This is a genomic window from Holdemania sp. Marseille-P2844 (assembly GCF_900120005.1).
Taxonomy (GTDB): Bacteria; Bacillota_I; Bacilli_A; order Erysipelotrichales; family Erysipelotrichaceae; genus Holdemania.
In genome coordinates this window covers 291,143-306,225 of sequence record NZ_LT635454.1, presented here as the reverse complement: position 1 = coordinate 306,225, position 15,083 = coordinate 291,143, and the positions used below count along the sequence as shown (strand labels likewise).

Below are 15,083 nucleotides of genomic sequence, written 5' to 3'. Positions count from 1 at the left end.
TGCTGAGACCATTGTTCTTTATTTGTCCTCTGTTTGTTCGCAATCAACCCTTTTCCTTTTTTAGTGCTATACTATCATTAATGAAAACAGGAGGCTTCAATGATGAAATTACTGGCGATTGATTTAGATCAGACACTGCTTCACACCGACAAGACCGTATCCGCAATGACCCGGGAAATTTTCCACAGACTGAAAACAGAAACCGATCATCAGGTGATTGTGGCGACCGGCCGAGCCGTCATGCGCGCTAAAGAATACATGGAGGCGATCGAAGCTGACGGGATCATTTCATTAAACGGCGCAAAGACAATTTATCATGATCAGACACTCAGCAAATACGGGGTTGAAGCTGACAAGGCGGAAGCACTGATCCGCGAGCTGCTGACCCTTCCTGACACCCATGTCAACGTCACTTATCCCGATGTGATTCTGACCAATAACCGCAGTCTGGTCACCGGCGATCATGTCCACGAATATACCGATTATACGACGATCGACACCGTTGAGATCGCCAAGATTTCCATTGTTACTCAACTTCCGGAAATGATCAGGCAGCTGGATCTTGAAGCCTATCATTGCAAGTTGGTCGATAACGCCAAGGATCCCAATTATTTTGCGATTCTCAACAGTAAGGTATCCAAGCTCACCGGCTTAATGGATTTATGCGCTCATCTCAACATTGAGCTCTGCGACGTTATCGCCTTTGGCGACGATTACAATGACCTGGACATTCTGAAAGCTGCCGGCCATGCCGTCGTGATGGGCAATGCCGCTGATGAATTAAAATCCTGCGCCGACGATCTTGCGTTATCCAACGATGAAGACGGCGTCGCAGATTGGGTTGAAAGGCATCTTCTGAGTTCAAAATAAAAAGAAGTCGCAGGCAAGCTTCTTCAAGATTTTCCTATCCGCTGAATCCTCGGCCCCTTGTTTTAATAAGGCAAAAATGGATTAACAAAAAAGGAATGACGAATGAACCTTTTTCCCACATTGAGATTTATGGGGAAGAGGTTTTTTATTGAACAAAGAGATTGTTTTTCAGGGGTGGAAGGAAACTTGTTACTCTACTTTGATAAAAGGAATGCGAAAAAACGTACTGAGAGTATTGGATTATTAAAGGATGCGTTGATCATTGTTGACCCATCCTCATTTTGAACGCTGCACAATCCCGATCCCCTAAAAGAAAAGCTGCCGCATTCACGACAGCTTCGCTTCCTTCTTCTGATTTATCTTTTCAGCGTTGTCCTTTACCTCTCAATTTATCCGCTTTTTTGATAAAGTATTCCTGGCAGGACAGAATCTTGCCTTTCCGCTTTATCCCAGCGCTTTTCCGATCAAGACTTAACCAATGTCAGAGTGAAACCATCATATCCTTTAATGCCTACTGTTTGCAACGCCGTGGAATCCAGACGGTCTGACATTCCCAAATCTTCAATATACTGTCTGACACCCTTCACCTTCGGATCTTCGCTTGTCTTTTCGCACAGTTTGCCATCACGGATAACATTATCTCCGAAAATAACGGTTCCCGGATGACTCAGCTGCAGGCAAAGCTGCAAATACAGCGGATTATTCGGTTTGTCCGCATCAATAAAAATGAAGTCAAATGGTTCTGTCCCTTCGTCGATCAAATTCTGCAGCGATTGAGCAGCCGGCCCGCAAAGCAGCTCTACTTTATTCTGAAGCCCGGCGTGCGCAATATTCCGGGAAGCTAATTCAAATTTCTCCCGATCACATTCCAGACTGACCACTTTTCCATCATCAGGAACGGCCTTTGCCATCCAAATGGCGCTGTATCCCGCAAGCGTCCCCAATTCCAAAACCCGTTTCGATTGGCTTATCCTGATGAGCAGGGATAAGAACATACCCTGCGTCTTGGAGACTTCATGTTCCGGGAACTGATTCTCATGGCTTTGTGAAACGGCATAATCTAAATCTACGTCGTCAGGAATCAGATGTTGGAAAAGAAACAGATCGTTTTCAGTCCATTTTGATTGCATGGCAAGACCTCCCGTTTTTTAAGAAGCGGCAGCGAGAACAGATCGGGAAATTTTCTGCCGAACAAAAATACAACTCCTGCCGCGATCCCCGCCGATGGATTTCCTCTACTATTTCAGTCCAGTCCAATGCAGGCTTTCATCCCTGTTCAATATTCCATCATTTCCAATGATCTTATCCTGCGCTCTTCTGCGTCTTCTGATTTAAGAATAAACCGGTTTTCCTGAACCGTCAACACCGGCAGTTGCCTGGGAAGCGAATCAATCACTCGCCGTGAAAAAGAAAAGGACAACAAAAAAGATATCCTTACGCTTCGGTCTTCCCCAATCGTCCGGATATCTCTGTTTTTTTCATGGTGGAGCTGATCGGGCTCGAACCGACTACCTCTACACTGCCAGTGTAGCGCTCTCCCAGGTGAGCTACAACCCCATTGCTTATAAATATTAACAAATTGACAAAAAGATTTCAAGCCCTAATCTTAAAAAGGTTGCATTCAGCGCTTGATTTATTTCTTTTTCCGCCTGCTTTCCAACGATTTTATAAACTCTCGTGCCCCACCTTCATCCCTCAAAATGATGTTCCTTCTTAAACAGCTCCGCCCGCAGAACAGGCGCCTGTTCTGCACGCCTCTCTTGCCGCGCTGAACTCACAGCGCCAGCCAAGAGACAGTACAGATCAGAAACGTCCGATTTTCTTCTGCTCGCCTGCTGTTTTCCGGCAATCTTCGCAATTTCGCGGCTGCGGATTGCCCGGTGCATTTCTCGTTCACCAGCCGCGCGGCCTCAAGAAATGCTTTTCCATATATTCCGCAAACCCGTCCTCATCGTTTGTTTTTTCCGTTATCTCATCCGCAATCGCCTTGGTATCCGCGCCGCCGTTAGCCATACATACGCCCCAGCCGCTGCATTCCAGCATTTCGTTATCATTGCTCATATCTCCAAATGCGATCACTTTGCTTAACGGTAACTGATTCATTTCGCAATAATGTTCCAGCGCTACCGCTTTGGAAACCCGCTGATCAGTAAATTCCAGCATTGTCGTCTGCGTCTTAAACGCCTTGAAGTGCGATGAAGGATGCTTACCGACATAGTCGACGACCTCCGCCATCAGTTCCTCCGGCATTCGAAACATGATCTTCGCATTTTCTTCCGCATAAAACTCGGAAATATCGTCCACAACGATCAGATCCGTACGGTTTTTCTTCGACGATCGCTCCGTCGCTTCATCGACCCGCAGACACATCATTTTATCTTTGACATACATAAATGGGTTTAAATCAAACGGGGCCATCAATTCCAGAATCTCCTTGATCCATTCCCTTTTCAATTTGTAATAATCATGCCGTTTCTGGTGGACTCCATCCCACAATTCAGAGCCATTCATTCCGATCAACACTTCAAAATCGAAATCAAATCCCCAGTCCCGCGCCTGCTTATGCAGCTGCTGATCAATGGATCGTCCCGATGCAATGCCAAAATAAACGCCATGGGCATGCAGCCGATTGATGACGTCCTTTGCATGTTCTGTTAAAATTCGATCAGAAGTAATTAACGTGCTGTCGATATCGCAAATTACCAGACGAAAGTCTTCTATCATTGTAGTACTCCCCCTGCTCCCTGATTTCCTATTTTCTAAAAACAGCTTCTTTAACATTCTAGCAGAATTTCAGAAAAAGTGTGAAGGAAAGACCGGATTCAAAACGAATTCCAATCAACCTTTCTGAAAAACATTATTTTTGTTTCAAAACAGGATGATTTTCAAGCAATCCGCTTATCCAGCCTGCTTTGCTTCACGCGATAGCCCTAATCTTTACTCATTCTGATTCAGTCCGCACAAGCTCATGATTTAACTTATGAACCTTTCGCTGGCTTGCCGGTCATTTTCATGTTGAGTTCCTTGCGAATTAACGCCTCCGCCAGAACCATCACGTCAATCTGCTTTTGCAGCCGGCGAAAAGTTGCGGAAGCTTCTTCGTGCTTCACCTGCGCCGCACGGCATTTATGAAGGATGGAACCGATTGGAGCCAATGCTTTTTCAAGCTCTTCCCAACTCAATACCACAGATGGACAGGTTATGGCAGTTAATTCTGAGGAGATCTGCCTCGGCTGATCCGCTTGTTCCTTCTGTTGTTCCTGTTGAAGCAGCAGCTTGGCAATCCGCAGCGCCGCTATTCGATTTTCCAATAAACTTTAATGCGCGCTGCCCCTGGCAAATTGGGGCTGGATTTTCTCACACCGCCGCAGGATCGAATTGATCTCATTCAGCGCACTTTCCAGTGTTTTTTCTCCCATCTTATTTTAACCTCTTTTCCCCTTCCAGTGCGATCAGATCCGCGGGATCATAACGATGACTGCCGGCTTTGCTTTTCTTCCATTTCCAGCAGCAAATGGCTTCATTCAAGCTGCAGCCCGGATTCTCGGCGAAGAAGGTGCGGATATAGGTATTGTATTCGAACTGCGGATCAATCGGAGTTTGCTTTGTTTTTTTCTCAACAAGAATCTGGGCATAAGCTTGAATCGCGTCGCCATACGTTTTGCCCGCATTACTTTTCAGCCATTTCTGAAACGCGACGTTAAACGAAAACGACGGCCCGATCTTCGCTTTGAAAAAAGCCCGGTGTTTTTCGGAACAGACAAACGGAGATTCGATTGACATTTCTTCCCTCAGTGTGCCGGCGGTCTTCGGCTTGATTTTCCTCACCTTCATGATCTCAACAGGTTTGCCTTCTAAAAAACAGGCAATTCTCTCCGTCAGTTCTGATTTTCCGCCCGCCGCTGGCAATCCCGATGCCCGGCAAAAACGGACTAATTCTTCTTTCAGATAATAATGATTCCTAAACGTCGCCGCGTCCAGCGATCGATTTAAAACAGGTCTTTCCATGCTTGTTCCCTCCTTTCCTGAAATGCGGATATCGTATATTCAAACAGGCATCCGGAATGCTGTTCATCAACGTTATCCGAATGCCTGTTTGCGGCGTCAGCCTGATTTCTTTTTTAATAAGCGGTAAATCATGATTAATAAAACAATTTCTACAATATCGAAAATGTATTTCAAAAAAAATTGAACAACGATATTGACCGTCACCATAAACTCTGCCATCTGGATTATGCCCCAACTTTCTTTAGCGTCATGCTTTATCCTCATTATAGCGAACAAAAACAACGCCGGCAAGGGATTTCACGCTGACCCTGCCTGCATGGAAAAAACGATTATTCCAATTTCTCACGATGGGCTGTGATCATGGTGTAACTGTGCGCATTGATTGTAATTCGGCAATCTCCCGTCAACACATACCAGTTTTTCCCCCTGCGCTGAATCACAGCCTGCGGCGACGCGATCAACTTGCGGCACCAGACGACGACATCTTCCTCATTGATTTGCAAGTTTCTGCGGATCCGCTCGACGCCCATCACCGTCGTATGCAGCTGATCCAGATTTTGCAGAAGTAAGTTTTCCTGCTCCATAACTGCGGTTTGCTCCATTACGATATTCCCCACGCTCTGCTTCATTGAGCCTTTCTTTCCACGCCTGCCCGCTTAAGCCTGAACGATCTGAAAAATATAAAATTTAAGATAAGAGGTCTCCTCCATCGTCCAGAGAATCGGGTGATCATGATTCTGCTGGGTAACAGAAACCTGCTTCAGCGTCACGCCGGCTTCCTGCGCCGCTTCCCGCAGCATCTTTTCAAAATTGTCGATTTCCATGAACCGCGAACAGCTGCAGGTGATCAGATAGCCGCCGTTTTGAAGCAGCTTCATCGCCTGATAATTGATCCGTTTATATCCGGCATACGCCTGATGGATCGTTTTCCGGGACTTGGTGAACGCCGGCGGATCCAGCACGATGATATCGTATTGCCCAATTTTACATTGATCCAGATATTCAAAAACGTCGGCTTTCACAAATTGAATCCGGTCTTCCAGATGATTCAGTTTAGCATTCGCCCGGCCCTGATCCAACGCCGTCTGGGAGACGTCGACCGCGACGACGCTTTGAGCCTTGCCATAGGCCGCGTTTAAGGCAAATCCGCCGGTATGGCTGAAACAGTCCAGCACCCGCTGATCATGCGCCATCTGCCGCAGCAGCATCCGATTTGACTTTTGATCCAGGAAGTAGCCGGTCTTCTGTCCGTTTTCAATATCCACATTTAATTTCAGGCCGTTTTCCTGGATCACCGTCGTCGTCGGCAGTGACACGCCGCCCCAGAAACCCTTTTCCATCGGTAAGCCTTCCTTGCTTCGAACCTGTATATCATTGCGTTCATAGATTCCCTGAATCGTCTGGCCCTCCTGACGCAGCGTCTCCAACAACAAGTCGTAGATCATCGGTTTAATCTTTTCCATACCGTAAGCGCTGATCTGTGTGACGAGTATGTCGTTATACCGATCCACCGTCAAACCCGGCAGCTGATCTGCCTCGCCGAAAATCAGGCGGCAGTTGGTAAGATTCGCCGCTTCCACCGTTTTTCGGAAAGCATAAGCAAACTGGATCCGCTGTCTGAAAAAATCCCGGTCGATCACTGCCTGCGGATTTTTCGTCAGAATCCGCACGACGATATGACTGGTTTCCGAGTAAAAACCAGTTCCCAGATAGCGGCCGCCTTCCGTTGCAATATCCACCGGCGCTCCGTTTTCCGGATGTCCCTCAATTCTGATCAGGTTATTGCGGTACATCCACATCTGTCCTTTATCCAGCCATTTTTCGCCCTCTTGCGAAATGATTACTTTTGCGTAATTTCGATCCATCATTCAACCTCGTCTTCTTCTCTTTCTGCCTTAGTATAGCATAAATTCAGCCGCTCTTTGGGATAAGTTGATGTTTCTTCGCCATTGGGAACTGATTAATGCGCTATTCCACGCTCTTTGGCCATGGTTCAATTTTCATCAGTTCCGATTGATTCGCGGCTGCCTTTTGATCGCTGGAAAAACGTTTCAAATGCCAGGAAAAGCGCAAAATAAAAAATTGGAGAACCAGCCTCTTTCATTTCGGTTTCCCGCATGAATCAAGGTCAGCTCTCCAACTTGATTTTCGAATGGTGCGCCCAACAGGACTCGAACCTGCAACCTTTTGAATCGGAATCAAATGCGCTATCCAATTGCGCCATGGGCACGTAACGTTATTATTTTACAATGGGAAGCGCATTTCGTCAAGCGTTTAATCGGACGCTGAGACTGATTTCCCGCAGTTTTCCGATTTTCCAGCTTCCCCTTGCCTCTTTCATTCGCAGCGCTTGTCCCCACCGCCTTCTTCTTAAAAGCAATCCCCGTTCAGAAACGGCAGGCATTTCAACAAAGGCTGCCTTCGTTTCTTTCCTTACGCTTATCCCCTTCAGCAGTTTTGCTTGTCAGCGCTCTCGCTTCGTTTTATGATAGACTTAAAGAAAACAAAAACCCGTCGCCGATCAGTCAGGAGGGACATGTTTATGAACGAATCGCCGATCAAAGAACAATATACGAGCTCAAAGTCACTCATTAACGATCTGATCCGGCTTACCCGCAGCGATCAGTATATCTTCCGCGGCGTCAGCCGGCGGATTGAATTAAATCCTTCGATCTGCCGCAAATACGACCGGGAAACACAGACCCTTGTCAATCTAAAAGATCAGGAATTCGCACTGCTTCATGCTTTCCGTCAGCAGGCCTCCAACCTGTTATCCGGCACGATGGAAACGCTCGATTATGTTGCCTGTGCCCAGCATTACGGCATCCCGACCCGGCTGATCGACTGGACCTGTAATCCCTTTACCGCGCTATACTTTGCGCTGGCGGAAAATAAGCAGCCCGACAACGGGGAGTATGAATTATTCGTGCTGCCGCTCAGGGAACAAATTATCATTCACCGCTGTTATTCGCCAATGAAGGAAGCAGATCCGGAGTTTATTGAGGAATATGCCGCATTCCTGAAGCTGCTTCGCGATAAAGCCCGGTTTCTTTCTTTAGTTCAGAAACGAAACGCCGCGTTAAACGCACTGAAGATCGCCGCTGACGATCCTCATCCCCAAGGCTTGATCATCTACAACGGCAGCTTTAGCAATGCCCGGCTGATCGCCCAGGCCGGGTTGTTCTCCATCCCCTCTTCCATTGAAGGTGATGAAGCCGCAGAAGAAATTCGCCGCCGCGCCCGCTGCATTTCGATCCAGCTGTCGGATAAAGAACGCCGGGAAACGCTTGGTTTCCTGGACAACATGGGTTATAACAAACAGCGGCTGTTCCCCGATCTTCAGAATCTCTGTGATTCCATCGTTACTCAGGCCTTGCAAAAGCAGGCTGGAATTGAGTGAAACTTTCCGTTTCCATAAAAAATACCAGGGCCTCCTTCCTGGATAAGGAAGAAGATCCTGGTATTTTTCTATTTGTGGATAATTTCAGGCTGTGGATTCCCTCACCCTTTCCGGCTCAAAGCAATGATCCCGATCATTGTTAACAAGATGCCGGAATCCTGACTCATTTTTTCCTATAATTCATCCTCGCCGGTTTCCGTATAAGCCTCCATCGCTTCCGGATCAAACAAGCCGACCTGCTGCCGGCCGATCTCGATCAGGCCTTCGCTCAGTTTGGCATCGCCTTGAAACATCCGGCGCGAAATCAGTTCCATCAACATTCCCAGATTTAAGCCATAATACAATTTCAGACCTGGCTTCTCAGCCACGGCTTCCATCGCCACGTTAAACGGCGTGCCGCTGAACAGATCGGTCAGAATGATGATTTGATCCTGCTTTTCCAGTCTTTCCAACGCTGCACTCAGCCGCTTTTTCAAATCTTCCTTATCCGATTCTGCCGGAAAATCAAGCGCTTCATAGGCCGGCTGAGAACCCATGATCAATTCCAGCGCCGAGGTGATGCCGGTGGCGAAATGACCATGTCCCATCACAATAATTCCTGTGCTCATTTTTTTCTCCCGGTTTATTCTTCAGGCAGATGCGCCAGCTCTTCTTTAAACGGATTTACATTCGTATCAATGTTGGTATCCTTCGCCCCCTTGGCGGCGACAAACTGGAAAGGAACTGTCAGCATGATCGGCGCCAGATATTTGTTTGCTTTGACGCTGAATACCAGATCCCGCTTATCCGACGGGGCCTCCTTGACCGTGATCAGATGCACGCGGTCGGTGTATTTGCGAAACGCTTCCCGGAACTGTAAACAACGGTTCCACTCTGCTTCATCCGACCCCAGCATCAGGATGGTCTGTTTCGGTGTGATCGCCATCGTCGGTCCATGCGAATATTCCTCAATTTCATAGCCGATCGTCGGCAGCCGCAGCATTTCGCCGATCTTCAGCATGCCCTCTAAAGCTGAACCATAGTCGATGCCATAGCCCAGCACGTAGATTCGGTCGCTGTTGACAATCGTCGTCGCGTTGCGGTCATACCAGGCTTCACTCTCTGTTATCACCTGATCAAACTGATTGACAAACGTTTCGGTTTCCGCCAGCGCCTGACTGATTTTCTGAGCGGTCAGCGTGCCGCGAACCTCGGCGGCGGCCAGTGCCCACAGATACAGCTGCAGCAGTGTAACCGTATATCCGCGGGTTTCCGGCGGCGTTTCTTCCTTGCCGCATAACAGATGGATGACATGATCGACATGCCGGGTGATCTCGCTGTCAAGGTTCTCCGTCAACGCCACGGTCGGATAGCCTTCGCGGCGGGCCTTGTCCATGACCTCAATCGTTGAAATCGAAGTCCCGGACTGGCTGATGCCGACAAACAGAATTTCTTCTTTTTTCAGCATGCCGGTCCAATCGGCTTGTTCATAATGGGCAAACACCGTCGGATAATGACCCTGCGCCTCCAGTTTGCACAGATGCTTAAATTCATAGGCGGCAATCTGCGAAGCGTTATAGGAGGTCCCGGAACCGAAAAACAGCACTTTTTTGATCGGCAGCTGCACAAACAACTGACGGAAGGGCTCCACAAACTCCGCGCGGCGTGCAAAGGCAGCTCTTAACGCCCGCGGCTGATCTTTCATATAACCTAATACCGTTGGTTTTTCCATAGTTTCTTCCCAGTTCCTTTCTACAGTTTTCGAACGATTTCCGCCAGATCCTCCGGCACATCATCCGGCACCATCTGAACCAGCAGCTTAACGCCGTGATCCGCCAGCCGTTTGAAGTTGTCAATATCGGCGTCGGAGAGATACAATGTCTTTTTCACATGTTGATAACCCGGCTTGCCGGACAAATTGCCAACGGTGATCTGTTTGATCGCATAACCGTCCTCCACCATCTTTAACAACGGTTCCGGCCCCGCCGCCAGCAGCATTACGCGGCTGCCTTTGTCAAGATTGCGCTTCAGCTTGTCGGAAGCCGTCAGCGCGTCCAGAATCGACAGCTTCACTTTCGCCGGACAGCCGAATTTCAGCGCTGTCTTGCGCATTTCGTCCTTTGCGATTTTATCGTCGATCACGACGATTTTTTCCACGCTGTGATGCGGTACCCAGTAGCCGCAGACCTGCCCATGGATCAGCCGGTCGTCAATTCTTACTTCAACAATCGCCATGCAGTTTCCTCCTTATGCCAAAATGCCGAACACGCCGCAGATAAACGCCACGACGACGATGATCAGGATCAGCTTCATGATGCTGATTTTCTTTTTCAGCAGCCGGTAGATCAACAGCGTTGCGCCTAACGAAAGCAGCTGCGGACAGATTTCGTCGAGATATTGCTGAACGACAACTTCGCTGCCGGAGATCGTGAAGGCGATCGGGCATTCCAGACCAATCCAGGCGGCGATCATACAGCCGATCGCAGCGACGCCGACAATTCCGGCGCAATAGGTGAACAGCTGCATCTTGCCGGATTGCTGCAGGTTCTCAAGCAGCTTGCTGCCGTTGTTGTAGCCGATCTTCAGGCAGTAATACCGGGTCAGAAAGTTCGGAATGTTGAAGGCCAGAAGCAGAATGATCGGGCCGAGAATACTGCCCTGACTGGCGAAGCTGACGCCTAATGAACAGGCGATGACTTTGAAAATTCCCCAGAAGAACGTATCGCCGATCCCGGACAACGGTCCCATCAGGGAAACCTTGACGGCGTTGATCGATTCGACATCGAAGTTCTCGTTATCATGCGCCAGCTCTTCCATTGCGACCGCGATGCCCATGACAAACGGCGAAGGGGCAACCGTCATATTGAAAGCAGCGATATGACGATGAAGCGCGGCCTTGTAGCCTTCCGGATCATCCTTCCAGATCCGCTTCAAGCTCGGCATCATCGCGTACAGGAAGCCCAAGCCTTCCATACGTTCGTAGTTGAAGGAGCCTAACAGCGTAAAGGAACGCCAGTAGATTTGATTGAATTCTTTTTTGGACAGCTTGCGCGGATTGTCCTGCATCGACGTTGTCATTTACAATTCCTCCTCTTCCGGTTCAGATGCTGAATTGAGCTGATCCCGTTTCAGCAGGTAGATAATCCAGGCCAGCGCGACGGAAACCGCGGCCACGCCGATCATCGACATGCCTAACCAGGCGGTCAGCGCGAAGCCGATAATCAGATAAGGAATCAGGTCCTGTTCCAATAACAGGTTCATCAACAAGGCGAAGCCCAGCGCCGGCAGAACTTTGGCAACCGCATTCAGACCATTGGTCATCCAGGCCGGCAGATTGTTGACGATCACGTTGATCGCTTCATTGCCGAAGTATAAGGCCACGAATGTCAGACTAAGATAGATCAGGAAGGTCAGGATTCCGCATAACCAGTGAATCCAGATGATCTGCTTATCCTTGCCGCCCTCGTCGATCAGTTTATCGACGGTGTGCATCGGTCCGGAATACGCCGTATCCACCAACGTTTGTAAAAATTGCATCAGAATGGAAACTGGAACGCCGAAGGCCATCGCGACTTCGATGCCCGAGCCGGTTGACAGCGCAACTGCGGTGCCGATCGTCCCGCCGGTGCCGATGCTCAAACCGGCCGTCGGACCGATTGAAGCCGTCCCCATCCAGATCAGTTCCAGCTGAGCGCCGATGATCAGCCCTTCCTTCACATTCCCTAAAATCAAACCGACCAGAAAACCGGTGACCACCGGTTCGCGGAGTTTGCATTCTCCCAGCCATCCGCCTTCCAAAACGGACAAGGCTGCGACAACGCCGATCAAAGCAGCTTGCAATGCAGACATAATGATTTTTCCTCCTCCTTACAAGACTGTTGTAACTATACCAGTTTATTCATCTGGTATAGTTACTATACCACTTAATTATTTTATACACCTTCTATCCCCGGATTGCAATAAAAAAAGTGTGAAATTCACACTATTTCTTTGTTACATATTTAAACGACGTATATTCCGGCATATAATAGGCTTTCGTAAACTCAACTAAACGATGCTGTTCGTCAAATCCGAAATATTGGTAAGCGAAGACCTGCTTTTTCGGATCCGCCTCCATCACCTGCCGATAGGCGGCCGGGATTTCCTGGACTTCCATATCCGAGATGATGGTCTTGGGCATATGCCCCTGCAGCTCCATATAGGTATATAAGGAACCTTCTCCGAAGTTAAACCGCTCCGGCTGCTTAAACAGCGAGACGGGAAAGTAACAGATCTGCAGGGCATAGGGCTGATTGTCGATCCGGGAAAGCCGGATCAATTCATACAGCTGCGGACTGTCGGGAAAGTAATCACGGGTTGCTCCCTGGTTTTCAATTTGCTTAAACGACAGCACCGTCCGGGTGGACTGGAAACCGCTCTGCACCAGATTGCGGCTTAAGCTGACGTTTTCATTATCACCGAACGTTACTTTTTTTTCATTTTTTGGCAGCCGGCTGACAAAGGTGCCTTTGCCCTGGATCGAGACCAGCGTTCCTTCTTCCACCAGTTTTTTGATCGCGCTGCGCACCGTCAGGCGGTTGATTCCGTATTGCTGCGCCATCTGCCGTTCCGACATGATTTTCTCGCCCACGCGGTATTCGCCGGTGCGGATTTTCTCCAGAATGTTTTCCATCAGCTGCACATAGACTGCTTTTTCCATACTCATACCGTCGTCACGCTCCTGAACTTGAAAAAGCTGGGGATTGCAACGATCTGAAAATATTCCAGCGGTTTCATCGAATCCAGATAAGTCAGACCGGTGCTCATCAGAATCTCGGCGTCGTCTTCCACCTGCAGCAGCTGCGCTTCTTCCTCGCTGGCATGCACGATCCGGATTTCCTCTTCATTCCGGCAAATATCATAGCCGAATTGTTCGCGCAGGACACGGTACAGCGACCGGTTTTCCAGCGGCAGCGTTTCGATTCCGCGGACTTTTTCATATTCGATATAGACCTGTTCGACTGACCGCGGTTTGCCTTCCACGATCCGCAGTTTTCGATAGCTGAAGATCCGGGTGGCGATCGGGATCTGAAGCTGTTCGCTGATCAGCTTATTTGCTTCGATCACCGACTGATCCAGAATCGGATAGACGTAATGAAAACCTCGGGCTTCCAAAGCCTGAGTAATTGATTCAAATTGATCCAGCTGGCGTGTGACATAGACTTCATCATTCATAATTTCACCGTTTTCCTAGTGGTTTAGTATAGTATACCACTTCTGAAAAATAAGCTCAAGCCGGCACCCTTCCCTCTTTGGGAACTGTGTTTCGCCATAAAACCACCGGTTTTAGAATTGTAGGGATAAAAATAAAAAACCGGGCGCATGCGCTCGGCTGTTCGACTTTTGGTGGAGCTGCGGGGAGTCGAACCCCGGTCCAGGAATAGTCCCCATTCAGACATCTACAGTTTATTCCGTTTGCTTATAAAACAGATATGTTAACGGACAAAACGATCTGAGTTTGTCTGTTGATTGTCGGGAAATCCGTCCAGACGCCGAATCTCCTTATCCTTCATTTCTGATACTGTCCGGCAACCTGAAGAAAGAATCACCGGCAGCAGCTGCAATCTCTATGCCGAGATATTAAGCAGCGAAAGCAACCTGACGGTTTCCACCGAACAGATTAGCTAAAAAAGATTTTCCAGTTATTTTTTGTTGGCTGTTAGGCAGCCGCCCCACTGCAGTCTGAATCCAACTTAGACCTGTCGAAACCATGACAACCCCAGTTGTTATGCTATAACAGTATATAGCATAAACCGCATTCCGTCAAATTATTCGCCATTGTTGGAAATTCGGTAGCCGCTCTGACGGTCAACCCGGTATTTCAGCGGCTGTCTGTCCAGATACCGCTGCAAATTTTCCAGCGCCATCGCGATCACCGTGTCGTAGGTGCTCTGTTGGTTGTAGTTGCCTGAGACATGCGGCGTCAGAATCACGCGGTCATAACCCCATAACGGATTATTCATTGGCAGCGGCTCCGGATCCACGACGTCCAGAACCAGCCCGCCGAAGTGTCCCTGATCCAGCAGCGCGCACAACGCCGGCGTATCCACCGTAACGCCTCGGCCAACGTTGACGAGAACACAATCCCGACGCGTCAGCGCCAGCCGCCGCTGATCGAAGAAGTGCCGGGTTTCCGGCGTGCTTGGCAGACACAGCGCGACGATATCTGCTTGCGGCAGTTCTTCCTCGATCTGATCCATCAGCACCAGCCGGTCAACATAATCCGGACAACCGCCCGGGGTTCGCTTCACGCCCGTTACAGTACACCCTAACGCCTTCATCCGCCAGCCAAATTCCCGGCCGATGTCGCCCAAACCGACGATCAGCACTGACGATCCTTTCAACGAACGAACCTTTCCTTCATTTTTCCACACCCGCAGCTTCTGATTTTCCCGGTAGAGATTTAATTTTTTATAGATCGACAGCACTCCTGCCAGCATGTGCTCCGCAATCGCCGGTCCGTAAGCACCGGTCGAATTGGTCAGCAGGACATCCTGGGCCAATCCTTCTTCCTTTACATATTGCTCAGCGCCAGCGCTTTCCAGATGCAGCCAGCGCAGCGCCTTCGACTGAGGCAGCCAGCGGTTGGGAAGATTTCCGATCACAACTTCAGCTTCCGCAAGCCGCGCTTCATCCAGCTCGTTGCGTTCGCAGAAATCAATCTCCGCCTGCGGACAAGCCGCCTGAATTGTCTCTTGCAGGGAAGCCTCGGTCGGAATGATCCAGCAAACTTTTACTTTTTCCATTGCCCAAACCTTCTTTCTGGCTTCATTGTACCTGAGCGGTT

17 protein-coding genes, 2 tRNA genes and 1 other RNA gene are annotated in these 15,083 nt (G+C 49.0%); 2 read left to right on the top strand and 18 right to left on the bottom strand.

Annotated features, from left to right (window positions below):
* Positions 1-99: 99 nt before the first annotated feature.
* Positions 100-870: a Cof-type HAD-IIB family hydrolase gene (locus BQ7364_RS16205; RefSeq protein ID WP_083538669.1), complete on the top strand. Its 771-nt coding sequence runs from the start codon at positions 100-102 to the stop codon at positions 868-870.
* Between the two features lie 464 nt (positions 871-1,334).
* Here the strand turns inward: BQ7364_RS16205 and BQ7364_RS16195 are convergent, their stop codons facing one another.
* The 9 genes from BQ7364_RS16195 to BQ7364_RS16155 all read right to left on the bottom strand — a co-directional run bounded on the left by BQ7364_RS16195 (position 1,335) and on the right by BQ7364_RS16155 (position 7,108).
* Positions 1,335-2,000: an O-methyltransferase gene (locus BQ7364_RS16195; RefSeq protein ID WP_072685706.1), complete on the bottom strand. Its 666-nt coding sequence runs from the start codon at positions 1,998-2,000 to the stop codon at positions 1,335-1,337.
* A gap of 351 nt (positions 2,001-2,351) precedes the next feature.
* Positions 2,352-2,427: transfer RNA gene (locus BQ7364_RS16190), tRNA-Ala, on the bottom strand.
* 336 nt (positions 2,428-2,763) lie between these two features.
* Entirely contained in the window at positions 2,764-3,594 is an 831-nt protein-coding gene (locus BQ7364_RS16180) for an HAD family hydrolase (protein ID WP_072685704.1), read from the bottom strand.
* Between the two features lie 254 nt (positions 3,595-3,848).
* On the bottom strand, positions 3,849-4,181 hold the full coding sequence (locus BQ7364_RS16175) for a hypothetical protein (protein WP_072685703.1): 333 nt from the start codon (positions 4,179-4,181) through the stop codon (positions 3,849-3,851).
* A 109-nt stretch (positions 4,182-4,290) separates the two neighbouring features.
* A complete protein-coding gene (locus BQ7364_RS16170) occupies positions 4,291-4,878 on the bottom strand; it encodes a DUF6434 domain-containing protein (RefSeq protein WP_072685702.1) in 588 nt (195 codons plus the stop codon).
* A gap of 329 nt (positions 4,879-5,207) precedes the next feature.
* Positions 5,208-5,480 (bottom strand): DUF3781 domain-containing protein, encoded by a 273-nt coding sequence (locus BQ7364_RS16165; protein ID WP_229100655.1) that lies wholly within the window; start codon positions 5,478-5,480, stop codon positions 5,208-5,210.
* A gap of 54 nt (positions 5,481-5,534) precedes the next feature.
* Positions 5,535-6,743 carry a class I SAM-dependent rRNA methyltransferase gene (locus BQ7364_RS16160; protein WP_072685701.1) on the bottom strand — a complete coding sequence of 403 codons (1,209 nt, stop codon included), beginning with the start codon at positions 6,741-6,743 and terminating at the stop codon, positions 5,535-5,537.
* Positions 6,744-6,871: 128 nt separating this feature from the next.
* On the bottom strand, positions 6,872-6,997 hold the full coding sequence (locus BQ7364_RS18555) for a hypothetical protein (protein WP_255370404.1): 126 nt from the start codon (positions 6,995-6,997) through the stop codon (positions 6,872-6,874).
* A gap of 34 nt (positions 6,998-7,031) precedes the next feature.
* A tRNA-Arg gene (locus BQ7364_RS16155) sits at positions 7,032-7,108 on the bottom strand.
* A gap of 312 nt (positions 7,109-7,420) precedes the next feature.
* Here BQ7364_RS16155 and BQ7364_RS16150 point away from each other — a divergent pair.
* On the top strand, positions 7,421-8,278 hold the full coding sequence (locus BQ7364_RS16150) for an FRG domain-containing protein (protein WP_072685700.1): 858 nt from the start codon (positions 7,421-7,423) through the stop codon (positions 8,276-8,278).
* A gap of 173 nt (positions 8,279-8,451) precedes the next feature.
* Here BQ7364_RS16150 and BQ7364_RS16145 read toward each other — a convergent pair whose 3' ends face one another.
* The 9 genes from BQ7364_RS16145 to BQ7364_RS16105 all read right to left on the bottom strand — a co-directional run bounded on the left by BQ7364_RS16145 (position 8,452) and on the right by BQ7364_RS16105 (position 15,042).
* Entirely contained in the window at positions 8,452-8,886 is a 435-nt protein-coding gene (locus BQ7364_RS16145) for a PTS sugar transporter subunit IIA (RefSeq protein WP_072685699.1), read from the bottom strand.
* A 14-nt stretch (positions 8,887-8,900) separates the two neighbouring features.
* Positions 8,901-9,989 carry an SIS domain-containing protein gene (locus BQ7364_RS16140; RefSeq protein WP_072685698.1) on the bottom strand — a complete coding sequence of 363 codons (1,089 nt, stop codon included), beginning with the start codon at positions 9,987-9,989 and terminating at the stop codon, positions 8,901-8,903.
* A gap of 20 nt (positions 9,990-10,009) precedes the next feature.
* Positions 10,010-10,492, bottom strand: coding sequence for a PTS sugar transporter subunit IIB (locus BQ7364_RS16135; RefSeq protein ID WP_072685697.1), 483 nt, complete (start codon positions 10,490-10,492; stop codon positions 10,010-10,012).
* A gap of 12 nt (positions 10,493-10,504) precedes the next feature.
* Entirely contained in the window at positions 10,505-11,335 is an 831-nt protein-coding gene (locus BQ7364_RS16130) for a PTS system mannose/fructose/sorbose family transporter subunit IID (protein WP_072685696.1), read from the bottom strand.
* Positions 11,336-12,106: a PTS mannose/fructose/sorbose/N-acetylgalactosamine transporter subunit IIC gene (locus BQ7364_RS16125; protein ID WP_083538667.1), complete on the bottom strand. Its 771-nt coding sequence runs from the start codon at positions 12,104-12,106 to the stop codon at positions 11,336-11,338.
* A gap of 133 nt (positions 12,107-12,239) precedes the next feature.
* The gene (locus BQ7364_RS16120) at positions 12,240-12,962 is read right to left on the bottom strand and encodes a GntR family transcriptional regulator (protein ID WP_072685694.1); all 723 of its coding nucleotides are present in this window, start codon (positions 12,960-12,962) and stop codon (positions 12,240-12,242) included.
* Complete coding sequence (locus tag BQ7364_RS16115; protein WP_072685693.1) at positions 12,959-13,471, bottom strand: GntR family transcriptional regulator; 513 nt, start codon at positions 13,469-13,471, stop codon at positions 12,959-12,961. Before BQ7364_RS16115 ends, BQ7364_RS16120 begins: the two co-directional genes overlap by 4 nt.
* Before the next feature lie 169 nt (positions 13,472-13,640).
* Positions 13,641-14,017: a transfer-messenger RNA gene (ssrA, locus tag BQ7364_RS16110) on the bottom strand.
* 47 nt (positions 14,018-14,064) lie between these two features.
* Positions 14,065-15,042, bottom strand: coding sequence for a D-2-hydroxyacid dehydrogenase (locus BQ7364_RS16105; RefSeq protein ID WP_072685692.1), 978 nt, complete (start codon positions 15,040-15,042; stop codon positions 14,065-14,067).
* Positions 15,043-15,083 lie beyond the last annotated feature (41 nt).

Excerpts from the sequence above, each read along its gene's own strand:
- BQ7364_RS16135 (WP_072685697.1), bottom strand. The coding sequence starts at position 10,492 with ATGGCGATTGTTGAAGTAAGAATTGACGACCGGCTGATCCATGGGCAG.
- BQ7364_RS16130 (WP_072685696.1), bottom strand. The coding sequence starts at position 11,335 with ATGACAACGTCGATGCAGGACAATCCGCGCAAGCTGTCCAAAAAAGAA.
- BQ7364_RS16140 (WP_072685698.1), bottom strand. The coding sequence starts at position 9,989 with ATGGAAAAACCAACGGTATTAGGTTATATGAAAGATCAGCCGCGGGCG.
- BQ7364_RS16150 (WP_072685700.1), top strand. The coding sequence starts at position 7,421 with ATGAACGAATCGCCGATCAAAGAACAATATACGAGCTCAAAGTCACTC.
- BQ7364_RS16105 (WP_072685692.1), bottom strand. The coding sequence starts at position 15,042 with ATGGAAAAAGTAAAAGTTTGCTGGATCATTCCGACCGAGGCTTCCCTG.
- BQ7364_RS18555 (WP_255370404.1), bottom strand. The coding sequence starts at position 6,997 with ATGCGGGAAACCGAAATGAAAGAGGCTGGTTCTCCAATTTTTTATTTT.
- BQ7364_RS16160 (WP_072685701.1), bottom strand. The coding sequence starts at position 6,743 with ATGGATCGAAATTACGCAAAAGTAATCATTTCGCAAGAGGGCGAAAAA.
- BQ7364_RS16165 (WP_229100655.1), bottom strand. The coding sequence starts at position 5,480 with ATGGAGCAAACCGCAGTTATGGAGCAGGAAAACTTACTTCTGCAAAAT.
- BQ7364_RS16125 (WP_083538667.1), bottom strand. The coding sequence starts at position 12,106 with ATGTCTGCATTGCAAGCTGCTTTGATCGGCGTTGTCGCAGCCTTGTCC.
- BQ7364_RS16205 (WP_083538669.1), top strand. The coding sequence starts at position 100 with ATGATGAAATTACTGGCGATTGATTTAGATCAGACACTGCTTCACACC.
- BQ7364_RS16145 (WP_072685699.1), bottom strand. The coding sequence starts at position 8,886 with ATGAGCACAGGAATTATTGTGATGGGACATGGTCATTTCGCCACCGGC.
- BQ7364_RS16180 (WP_072685704.1), bottom strand. The coding sequence starts at position 3,594 with ATGATAGAAGACTTTCGTCTGGTAATTTGCGATATCGACAGCACGTTA.
- BQ7364_RS16115 (WP_072685693.1), bottom strand. The coding sequence starts at position 13,471 with ATGAATGATGAAGTCTATGTCACACGCCAGCTGGATCAATTTGAATCA.
- BQ7364_RS16120 (WP_072685694.1), bottom strand. The coding sequence starts at position 12,962 with ATGAGTATGGAAAAAGCAGTCTATGTGCAGCTGATGGAAAACATTCTG.
- BQ7364_RS16195 (WP_072685706.1), bottom strand. The coding sequence starts at position 2,000 with ATGCAATCAAAATGGACTGAAAACGATCTGTTTCTTTTCCAACATCTG.
- BQ7364_RS16170 (WP_072685702.1), bottom strand. The coding sequence starts at position 4,878 with ATGGAAAGACCTGTTTTAAATCGATCGCTGGACGCGGCGACGTTTAGG.